This is a genomic window from Nonomuraea typhae, assembly GCF_009760925.1.
Lineage (GTDB): Bacteria > Actinomycetota > Actinomycetes > Streptosporangiales > Streptosporangiaceae > Nonomuraea > Nonomuraea typhae.
In genome coordinates, this window is the sequence record NZ_VRLV01000028.1 from 25,307 (window position 1) to 35,962 (window position 10,656).

The following is a 10,656-nucleotide window of genomic DNA, read 5'->3' on the forward strand; positions in this document are numbered from 1 at the left end:
CAAGCAACAGCCGAGTGGCCTCCGGCACGGGGCAAATCGCGTAGGTGAGCACGACCTGATCCAGCTCCCGCCGGTAGCGCCAACTCGTCGAGTGCACGACTCGACAGGAATCGTCCGGCTGAATCCCGCTGACGCGCCGAGCGGCCGCGTCGGGAGACTCCCCCGGCAAGGGCATCACGGCTGCCCTCCGATACGACCACGCACCCTCGTGATCGGCCAGCAGCATCAACACTTCAACCACGACCGGTGCGTGATCGTTCACATGTCCCCCTGTCGCCATCAGCGCGCACACCAGGACTTCGCGCGTGATGTTGACGCGGATGCAGGGATCGACTCAGGAGTCGAAGAGCTTCGCCAGGGCTCGTTCGGTTGCAGGACGGCCAGCATCACCCGATCGGCCCAATCCGGGCTGGGCCGGGCGACCTGACGACGCAGCACCGCGACCTCATGCCGCAACACCAAGATCTCCACCTCTTTGGAAGCGCTTCCCCGTGGGAACAGCACCAGCCAGCCGAACACCCTGACCGCCAGCAGATACGGAAGACGAAACAGCACCAGAGCTGAGCCTAGAAGACCAGATCGGACCCCCTTCATCATTTCTGGCACCGGACACGAATTTCGGCACCCACAGGGGTAGGTCAGCCGACGCGGGTCAGGACGGCCGGGCAGAATCCGCGGGGCCCCTCTCCCTTCCGCTGCAGCCATTGATCCAGCAGCGCGCCTGCGCTATGCCTTCGTTCCGCCGACCTCGTCAGGCGGTTGTCGGAGATGGTCCACGTCGTCCGGCCTGCGAAGAGCCTGACCTCCTCGGGCCGGCCCGTGTAGAGGAGCGGGCCGTACTCGCTCTCCTTGACCAGTGCGGCCCAGCACTCCTCGCGTGCCAGCACGTTCACCTCCTCGCCCAACGGCCAGCCGGTGTGCCAACGGCCGAGCAACCGGTCGTGCAGGTCGCGCTGGCGGGCTTCGGCTACGAACTCCGAGTCGGCGAAATCCATCATGTGCCGGATGAAACCCCTGGCCGGGGCCAGAGCGGGCGTGCCATCAAGGCGGCAGCCGATCTCGACGCCGCTGGTCAGCCCGTGGACGGCGTCGAAGTTGGCGGAGAACAGCGCTCCGGCGTCCACGTCGGCGAAGGCGCCTTTCACGTGCGTCTCCCTGTCGCCGCACACCTCGACACCCGCCTCGGCCAGCGCGAGCGCTTCCGCCCGGTGCGCGGGCCGGTCGTTGAACGTGCGCACCAGCAGGCGTGTGCGCACCCCGCGCGCGACCGCCCTTCTGATGGGTTCGATGAGCAGGGCGGGGTCCTGGGTCGCTGTGTTGAGGTTCCAGGTGGCCAGGAGCAGCTCCGACCGCGCGCCGTCGATGATCGACAGCAGATGCCGCAGCAGGTGCTGCTCGTTCTCATCGGTCCAGATGATGCCTGCGCCGGGGCCGTCGCCTGGTTGCGGCACCGCCGCTTGCCAAGGCTGGGAAGAGCGTCGCGCCGCCGTGTAGATCCCGTCGGGTGGCACAGAAGGGATCTCCCAGGTACAGCCGGTGTGCCAGAGCCGGGCGAACAGGCGGCCCAGCCGAACGGCCTGGGGCCGGTCGCGGATCAGGACACCGGCCTCGCCCGTGACGTCGAGCGCCCGGGTGGTGAAGTTCGCGGTGGAGACCAGCGCGCTCTCGTCGTCGGCGACGGCGAACTTGGCGTGGCAGTTCTCGTGGCCGCGCACGTAGATTCCGGCCCGGCACAACTCGTCGAATCGTTTGCCCTCGGCCGCGTCCTTTCCGACCTCGTCTTCGAGGCCTTTCAACCCCCGCGAGAGGCTGCTCTCGTCGATCGCTGAGATCACATAGACGCCCCCGCGTAGGCGTGCGGCGGCTTGGCGCAGCGCCTCGGTCAGCTCCTGGTCGCCGAGGAAGAAGCTGGCCACGAAGACTTTGCGGCGTGCCGATCCGATCAGTTCGAGCAGCGCGGTGCGCAAGGTCCGCGGTGACTTCCGATAGGTGACCAGATGGCTGTAGGACGCCGTGTCGTCCTCCTCGGTGTACGGCGTCGCCCGCCACCCGGGCCGGGAGAGAAAGAATCCGCCCCCGAGGCGTACCTCTCCCGCGTCGATGCGATCAGTCATAGGCGAAATCCCTCGGCGCGCGCAGCATGTAGACCAAGTCGTACTGGGCCAGCCCCCACAGCCGGTCCGCGAGCGCGGCCAGCGGCAGGGCGTCCTCTGGCAGATCGTGCTCGCGGCAGGCCCGCGCAAGGATCTCGCCCGCCTGTTCGGACCCTGCGCCACGCATGTTCGCCGCTGCCCGATCCAGGGCGAAGAGAATGGCGGCCTCCAGGTCGGCGGGCCGAAGGTCGATCGGCACCGAGATCACCGTCTGGCGGTCCGTGACGTGGAAACCACCCGAGGTCGCGAGGCTGAGCCGGTTGCCCACCGCCGTCGCGGCTCGGGCGTTGAGAAGCACCCGTCCGTCTTCGACGACCAGGTCGCCGGCATCACAACCGAGCGCCTCGGCCGCGCGAGCGGACCCACCCGGATCCTTCAGGAACCCGGCCAGCCGCAGCCAGCGCCCGGCCAGGGTCTCGGCGCCGCTGAGGTCGAGGCGTACCCGCTGATCACCGGTCAGGACGTACAGGTCGACGCGGGGCGTGCCCGTGCGAACCACCCCTTCCACCCGGTAGACGGGGCAGCTCTCGGGGACGGGCTCGTCCTCAGGGAAGGGCCCGATCCCGATCACGTCCTCGGGCAGCCGGGCGATGTCCCCGCGGACCAGAAGCTCGCTGAGCAGCCTGGCGGGATCGGTCCCCATCAGATCGGGGCCCACCGGAGCGGTCACCCGATCGCCAGGGCCTGCCAGGTACGCCGGAGGCGGGCTGCGGCGGCGGCGTCCGCGCGCGGGCACGCCGAAGGCGACCGCCTCGTGGGTGTGCGGCAGATAGAGGACCGAGCAGGTGTCCCAGGCATGGCGCCGCAACGTCTCGCGCCCCAGTGTTTGTGCGATCTCGTCCTCCACCGGATTGAGCGTCGTCCCGTTCCTGGTCAGCAGGCCGAACTCCACGAGCCCATCGGTGACGGCCGTGATCACGTCCGTCGGAAGGTCAGTGATCTCCTCGACCACCTCGGCCGTCAGCCAGCCTAGGCTGACGGCGGCCTCAAGAAGGAACATCTCCACCGCGGACAGGTCCTCGTCGATGGCCCTGCGGATCGCCACCCGCGGCCAGAAGATCATGGGCACGAGGGCTTCCAACACCACCGCGAGAACATCGTCGGCCGGTTCTTCGACGTGGTCGGCCCACTCGACCGTGTAGGCGCCGCTCACGTCAGGTCCTTGATGAGCTGGTAGTCGGCGCTGCTGGAGTCGATCAGCTCGAACAGGCCCTGGTAGAAGGTCCGCGCGCCGGTGGCGCCGAGACTTCTGAGCGACTTGCGGTGGCCGACCAACACGAGCGCCCGGTGAGCCCGTGTGCAGGCCACGTTGATGCGGCGCAGGTCCTGCAGCCACAACGCGGACCCTGAGCCCGCGTTCGGGACGGCCCGGGTGAAGCTGACCAGGACCAGATCGCTCTCCTGCCCCTGGCTGCGGTCGATCGACGAGACCAGCTTGATCTCCAGGCGCCGGAACCTTCGGTAGCCGGGCCCGCCCAGCTCTCTCCAGATGAGGTCGGCCTGGGCCTTGTAGAAGCAGAGCACGCTGACCGTAGTCCGCGGCCCGTGCGGGTCGGAGCGGCGCAGGTGGATCTCGTACTCGAGGCACGCGCGTACGATCCACTGCGCCTCCAGGCGGTTGACGAAGCCCGTACTGACCTGCTCCGACATCGCGGCATCACCCTGGGCACTGGTGTCCAGGAAGACCACGGGAGCGGAGAAGGTCGAGGTGGTCAGCGGCCGTACTCCGCGTTCGGCCAAGTCCTCGGCGGAGGGTGAGGCGTATGCTCCGCCGTACACGGAGTCTCTGACCAGTCTGGCGATCGGGTCAACCATCCTGCGCTGGGTCACCAGCGGCTCGGTGAGGTGGGGATATCGCGCCACTGACCGTTCGAAGAGGCTGCGCACGAAGAAGTCACGCACGTTGCGCAGCACGAGGCGGTCGGTGTCATCGTCGGTCGCACCGCCGAGGGTGTTCTTGGCGGCGCGCCTCGCGCTCCTGAACGTCTTGCGGTACAACTCGGCCCACTGGCCGGAGCCGTGGAGCGAACGCGCGTATTCGACGACGTCGTCGATCCTGACCCGGCGCAGTTCCTCCTCGTCCTGCCAGACGGCGGCGAGATGCCGTACGGACTCTTCAAGGGTGGCGGCCTGGTCGCGTTCCCACCTGTCCAGCGCCACGAGGGCGTGCAGGAATCGCTCGTCCTCGTTGTCCACATGCGGCGGCAATTGCTTCTCGTCGCCGACCAGAACCCACCGGCGGGCCCTGACCGCGCCGATGAGGAACTCAGTGTCGGTGACCCTGCTGGCCTCATCGAGGATCATGGTGTCGAAGTCGGCGTCGCGGACCACGTCGCTGCCGCGCCCGGCGATCCCGGCCGTGGTGGCGCAGATCAGGTTCGCCCAGCGGGTGTAGGCCGCGTCGATGCCATCGCCGATCTGGTCGTCGGTGAGTTCGCCGGTCAGCTCGCACCAGCGTCGTTCCAGCTTCTCGAGGTACGGCAGGAGCACCTGGCGATTCCTCAGCTCGTCGGCATGGAGATCGGGCCCCTCCGCCAGGAGCTGGGCGGCCTCCTCGACGACCGTCTGCTGCCACGCGAGCCGCTCTCTCATGTCGACGAGCCGCTGCGTGATCCGGCCGATCAATGTGCGATGCTCCTGCGAGCGCTCCCGGATCTCGGCCTCGGCCCTCTCCAACTCGGCGGCGATGCGAGACTGGAGGGCAGGGAGGTTGTCGAGGTCGGTCAGGCGGGCCTGAGCCTTCCTGATCGATCGCACGAGGCGATCAGGTCCGGATCCGGCCATCCACTCAAGCGGTGGGGGGCCGTTGCGCAGAGCCTCGATCGTGGGGATGATCACGGCGCCGTCGAGCCGGCTGGCCGGATCTCCGCCTATCCCGGCGACGCCCGCTCGCCACTGTTCCGCCAGCCGGTTCAGATGGCCGGTGGTGGCGTCGATGAACGCCCCGATCTCCTTGGCTCTGGCCTCCGCCCGCAGTTGCGCGGGCAGGTAGTAGGCGCGCGCGTGCTCATGCCGGGCCAGCTCGTGCTGCAAGGGGATCAGCTTGTCATGCCACACCGTCCACGACCGCTCCGCGTTCTTGAGGCGCATCTTCAGATCGGCCACCCGAGGATCGGGCTGCTTGAAGAAGTCCGCCACTCCCCTCGGGCGGATCTGGTCGAGTTGGGCCCGGAAGGCGTCCGCCCAGTACTTGGCGTGGGCCAGGTTGGCGTTGACCTCGGCGATCCGGTCCCTGGTCACCGCGATGCGTCCGTCGAACGGGGCGAGCCGGTTCGACATCTCGACGTCTTCTCGATCAGCGGTCATCTTGTCGGCCCTGGCGCGGGTCAGCCGGTCCCGAACCAGCTCGGCCGACCGGGCGATGCCGCGCAGCCGGCCGAGAGCGGGTTCGAAGTCCTTGAGCGCTTCGCGCGCCTCGGCGATCTGCGTCTGGAGCGCCACCTGCGTCTCGGGCGCTCTCGCCGACTCTTCGGCTTGTTCCTCCTGGAGTTCACGTAACCGCGTCACGTTGGGGGTGTGGGCGGATATGAGGGTGCGCATCCGCCCATCGGCGGCGACGAGTTCGGCCTCGGCCGCCTCGATGTTGGACTCCAGTGACCGCACGAGCTGCTCGCCCTCGGCCGCCACCTGGATCGCCGTCAGGTAGCGCTCGATCTGGGCGGACTCGGCTGACCAGGCGGCCGCGCGGCTGCTTGCGGCCCGCCGTACACCCACCTTGATCTGCGCGGACAGCCGGTCGGGCAGGAACCTCCGCAGATCCTCGTCGACCTTGCCCTCGCTCCAGCTCAGCCGCAGCGCACGGACGCCCGGCTTGTCGCCGACACGGCGCAGCGCCTCGTCGACTGCCACGTGGCTGGGAGCCAGGAGCAACACGCGCTCGCCGCGGCTGACGAGCTGCCGGATGATCTCGCAGATCACCGAGGTCTTGCCGGTGCCGGGCGGGCCCTGAACGCAGAACACGTGCGGGGTGGAGATCGCGCCGCTCACCGCGGCGCATTGCTCGGGATTGAGGCTGAGTCCTTCCGCGTCGGCGAAGAACTGCTCGGGCCGGCGCTTGGGGGCGGCTTCCAGGGAGTCCGACTGGACCATGAGCGCGGCAAGGCGGGCCCATTCGCCGTGGGTGTCGCCGTTCATCAGGCTGCGAAGCGCCAGAACGTTCTGGGACATGGTGAACCGGGAGGTCTTGCTCAGCGTCAGCTCGGCCGGAGTCTCGGTGGCGGGCGCGTCGATGACGGCGGTGTCGCCGTGCACGTCCGTCACCTTGGTCTCCCAGCGCAGGTCGCCCGCCTCCGCGCTCACCTGCGCGTCCTCGAACTCCGCTGCCCGCCCGTGAACGCGCACCAGCAGCCGCGCAGGGCGGCCGGGCAGGGTCTCCCGCACGGTACAGCGCGCCGTGACCACGTTGTGCTCGGCGCGCGTCTTCAGCAGTTGCTGCAGTTCGCGAAGCGCCCCGTAGCGGCGGGCGAGCAACTGCGCGTAGGGGCGCAGTCCCGCCCCTTTGTCGGAGGTACGCCGGGTCGGGCCGTTCGCGCCGAGAACGGTCCACAGTTCGCGCAGGTCACACAGGGCTTCGGCGTACACGAGCCGGAGCTCGAACTCGGCGCGGAACCATCCCGCGATCGGCAACATCCGCTCTGTCTCCCGCACCTGCGCGATCACGGCCATGGGCTTGCGTTCTTTGGCCCCCGGGCGGTTGATCAGCTCGACGGTATAGCCACGGCCGATGAGCGTGAACCTGTTGCCCGTGGCACGACCGGTCAGAACGGCGCCGGATCTGAGGTCGGCAGCCACCAGATCGGGATCCACGGCCAGGCTCGGGTAATGGCTGAGGACGATAGGCCCGAACTGACCGGCGGCCCGGCTGCGCTGCTCTTCGAGGTCTTCGCTCCACTCGGCCAGGACGTCGAGCACCGGTTCTCTCGGCATCAATGATCGTTTCTGAGGAATCTGAGGCTCTCGCACAGCTGATCCACGTCGCCCTCGGGCTCGTTAAGAGCCCAGTAGGCACGCAGCAGCAACCTGGCCTTCGCCTCCAGGAGCCTGCTCTGCTTGTCCGTGACGGGCTGGTTGCCGTGGGCCAGCACCGACCTGTTACGCGCGGTCACCAGCATGTCGAGGTTGGACAGGGCTTTGGCGCCCTTGAGTCCCGCTCTCCCTATCACCGGGTCGTCGAGCGCGGTCAAGATCACGGCCGCCGAGATGAGCCCGATGACCGGCGGAAGAGCACCGCCCAAAGGTACGCGCCCGATACCGCCGAGCACCTCGCGGCACGCCTCGTCGAGCCCGGAGACGTCCGAGGTCAGCAGGTGATAGTCAGGCGACTTGCAGGAAAAGCCGGACGCCAGCGAGGCCAGCCGGTTCGCCAGGCTGCCTTCGATGGTCCGGTAGAACAGCAGTGCGGCGAAGTCGTGCCTGCCGACCTCGCGATAGTGCTGGCCGAGCACGAAGAAGCAGACCAGCAGAGCCTGCCCGTCGCCCTTGCGCAGCCGGGTGAGGAACTCGAGCTGCCCCTCGATCCGGGTGACGGTCTCGGCGCTGAGCAGGTTGCGGCTCTGGTCCAGCAGCGCCTCGACCGCGTCCACGCAGGTGGCGAGTTCGGTCAGGTCGAGGTCGCACCAGGCGCGGTAGAGGTCGGCGAGTCCCGTCATGAACCGCGCCTTCGCCGGTTCTGCCACGCTGACGGCCAGCTCACCGTAACGCCGCGCCGCCTCGCCGAAGGCGCCCGTCTTGAAGGTCTCCAGCGCCGCGTGCATCGCCTGTTCGCCGAAGAGCGAGGTGGGGTTGTCGAGGAGCAGAAACCGATCGGATCCCGGTACGGCGCGGCGGGCCACCGGATCGTAGGTGCTGTCCACGTAGCAGAGGTCGAGCTGGAGCTGCCACGCGGCCAGCGCGGCCGCGGCGCTCATGACCTTGCGTCCGCCGGTGATGTCGATGAGCGCGTACGGCGGGTCAATGCCCGGTTCCTGGAACCTGTCCAGCTCACTCTTGACGATGCGGTAGATCTCCAGCGGATCGGTGGGAGTGCAGACGCGGTAAGTAGCGTCGCTGTATTTCATCTTCCGGCGCTCATAGACATGCTTGTTGATCACGTTGATGCACTCCACTGCGTCGCTGGAAGAAAGAATCAGCAGCCTTTTCGGACGCAGGATCTCAAAAGTGAGAATTGTCGTTAACGGCGAAAAACCAGACAGGCTGATCAGGAGATCGACTTGACGCCTGGGGCGACGGCCGCCGTGGGTCAGCGCGCGGGCGACACTCTCTTCGAGCAGCTGGTCGACATAGTAGGCGATGGCCTGCTCCAGTCTGCTGCCCTCGCCGTAGGTGTCCTGACCGCGGTCGACGCGTTCGTATCTGGCGACTCTGGCGGGGAACGAGTCCACACGGAACCCCTTGGTCACGATGGAATGGGCCTTGGACGCCGGTGACGGTAGCAGGGAATGCTGCTGGCATACCGGAGATTTCGCAAAATAAGCTCCTATGTCGATTTTGGGATCAGCGGATTCTTTCGGGTCGTCGAGGCGGCAGTCGACTGCCTCCAGCGACGTGTTCCCGATGTCCGATTCTTCGGGACACCGACGAGGACACAGCACCCCGATGACCACGCCCAGCATCACACCGTCCGGCAGCGGCCCACGGTCGGGGCCCACCCACGCCCCCGCCCACGACAGGCTGGACGAACTAACCGCCGACGGCCTCACCCTCCCGAGCCCCGCCCCGAACCCCGACCGGCACCGGGCCGAGGCGGACCGGCTGAGCCTTCCACTGGCCGTCCGGGGTCTCCCAAAACGGGCCGAAGGCCGCCTCGGCCGCGCTGCGGGCCCGGCTGTAGGTCTGTCAGCGCCGTCGTCGGGCAGGACCCACCAACGTGCAGCCGAGAGCCGCCTCGGTGATCTCCGCCCGGCTGGCGCCGCCGACCCGCAGGGCGTCGATGAGCGCCGCTGTGTACTCCTCCAGGTCGATGCCGTAGAGGGTGAAGGCGTTGTCCGGGCCCACGGCGGCCGGGCCCGATCTCCTGCAGGTCGCATCCGGATGGTCGCGGGCCGTGCCATCGTGCGGGGGCGATGGGTGGTTGTTGTGGTGTATAGGTTTCAGCCTTCGATGGCAGGTGGGGCATGCGCCGGTCCAGCTCGGCCGTGACGAGGGTGACGTGGCGGTGCCAGCCTGTCCAGGACCGGCCTTCGAAGTGGTCCAGTCCCAGACCGGTCTTCAGCTCGCGGTAGTCGTGCTCGATCCACCAGCGGATCTTGCCGTAGCGGATAAGGTCGGCCGGGTCGGTGTCGGCGGGCAGGCTGGACAGCCAGTACTTGACCGGCTGGTCCTCGTGGCCGGGCCACTGCGCGATCAGCACCGCTCAGGCAGGGTGCCGTCGCCGGCGCGGGCGATGCGGTGTCCGGCCGGGCGCACGCGCAGGAAGACGAACCGCGAGCGCATCTCACCCCTGGAGCCTTCCCGCCAGGTAAGCGGGATCGCGGCAGCGCGGCCGGCGTCCCGGACGTGTTCGGCCAAGCTGACCGCGGGTGTCTGGATAGCGCAGGTCAGTCCGGGTTGGAGGTCGGCCTCGGCCGGACCAGGCCCGCGGCACCGCGACCACGTCCGGGGCATGCGCGAGGGCGTCGCCTTTGACCTGCACGATGTAGCCGATCCCGCGCTCGTCCAGAGCGCCGCGGAACTGACTGCTGTCGCCGTAGCCGGCATCGGCTACCACCAATGGCAGCCGCAGCCCTTGCCCGATCAACTCATCGAGCATCTCCACCGCCATCATCCACTGCGGACGATGGCGCTCCTCGCCCGGGATCTGGCAACGGTCCCGTCTCGTGGCCACCTCAGAGCTGATGGCAGCATCAGCCGCCTGGTCATCCCATGACGCCGGTACGAACAACCGCCAATCCAGCGGACTGGACGCGGTGTCGCTGACCGCATGAACACTCACCCCGACCTGGCAATTGGCTACCTTTCCGAGCGTGCCCGAGTACTGCCGCGCCACATATGGCGAGCTTTGCCGTCCTTCGGGAAACCCGTGTCATCGACCGCCCACGCCACCGGCTCCACGACATCGATCGCCACGCGAGCAACCTGGCCCGCACTGCCCAGCTGTCCCACGTCGACATGGTCACGAACTGCTGCAACCCTTGGTGATCCACCCCGAGCCGCTCCGCCATCGGCCGCATCGACTTACGCCGCCCGTCCAGTAACCACCCACGCAGGTATGTCGCCCCTTTGGCCTGCTGATCCGAGCGCGCCATGGGCTCGAACATCTCCATGGCGAACGCCTCCAGGCGCTGCCGCACAACCGAAAGCTCGTGAGGGGTCATCGCTGCATGAAACTACCCACACCGCCACATCCACTCAACGACACGCCGACCTAACAAAGCACTACTAGGAGCTGTTCGGAGTTCGGATCTAGGGAGGTCCGGTGGCGGCCTGGACGTGGCTGGTAGAACTCGGATGTGGCGCGCTTCGATGTGACCGATGCCGAGTGGGCGTTGATTGAGCCGTATCTGCC

General features: G+C 68.0%; 6 protein-coding genes and 1 pseudogene. All 7 read right to left on the reverse strand.

Going from position 1 to position 10,656, the window contains the following annotated elements; translation table 11 throughout:
* Positions 1 to 279: 279 nt before the first annotated feature.
* A complete protein-coding gene (locus FVE25_RS52835) occupies positions 280 to 555 on the reverse strand; it encodes a hypothetical protein (protein WP_157255014.1) in 276 nt (91 codons plus the stop codon).
* A gap of 83 nt (positions 556 to 638) precedes the next feature.
* A complete protein-coding gene (locus FVE25_RS52840; RefSeq protein ID WP_157255016.1) occupies positions 639 to 2,114 on the reverse strand; it encodes a phospholipase D-like domain-containing protein in 1,476 nt (491 codons plus the stop codon).
* Positions 2,107 to 3,306: a hypothetical protein gene (locus FVE25_RS52845; protein WP_157255018.1), complete on the reverse strand. Its 1,200-nt coding sequence runs from the start codon at positions 3,304 to 3,306 to the stop codon at positions 2,107 to 2,109. The genes FVE25_RS52840 and FVE25_RS52845 overlap by 8 nt, the downstream gene beginning before the upstream one ends.
* The gene (locus tag FVE25_RS52850) at positions 3,303 to 7,079 is read right to left on the reverse strand and encodes a DEAD/DEAH box helicase (RefSeq protein ID WP_157255020.1); all 3,777 of its coding nucleotides are present in this window, start codon (positions 7,077 to 7,079) and stop codon (positions 3,303 to 3,305) included. The genes FVE25_RS52845 and FVE25_RS52850 overlap by 4 nt, the downstream gene beginning before the upstream one ends.
* Positions 7,079 to 8,800, reverse strand: coding sequence for a TIGR02710 family CRISPR-associated CARF protein (locus FVE25_RS52855; RefSeq protein ID WP_157255022.1), 1,722 nt, complete (start codon positions 8,798 to 8,800; stop codon positions 7,079 to 7,081). Before FVE25_RS52855 ends, FVE25_RS52850 begins: the two co-directional genes overlap by 1 nt.
* 187 nt (positions 8,801 to 8,987) lie before the next feature.
* The gene (locus FVE25_RS54215) at positions 8,988 to 9,146 is read right to left on the reverse strand and encodes a hypothetical protein (protein WP_181020002.1); all 159 of its coding nucleotides are present in this window, start codon (positions 9,144 to 9,146) and stop codon (positions 8,988 to 8,990) included.
* Between the two features lie 55 nt (positions 9,147 to 9,201).
* Positions 9,202 to 10,465: pseudogene (locus FVE25_RS57345) on the reverse strand (IS701 family transposase); the annotation flags it as partial.
* Positions 10,466 to 10,656: the final 191 nt, after the last annotated feature.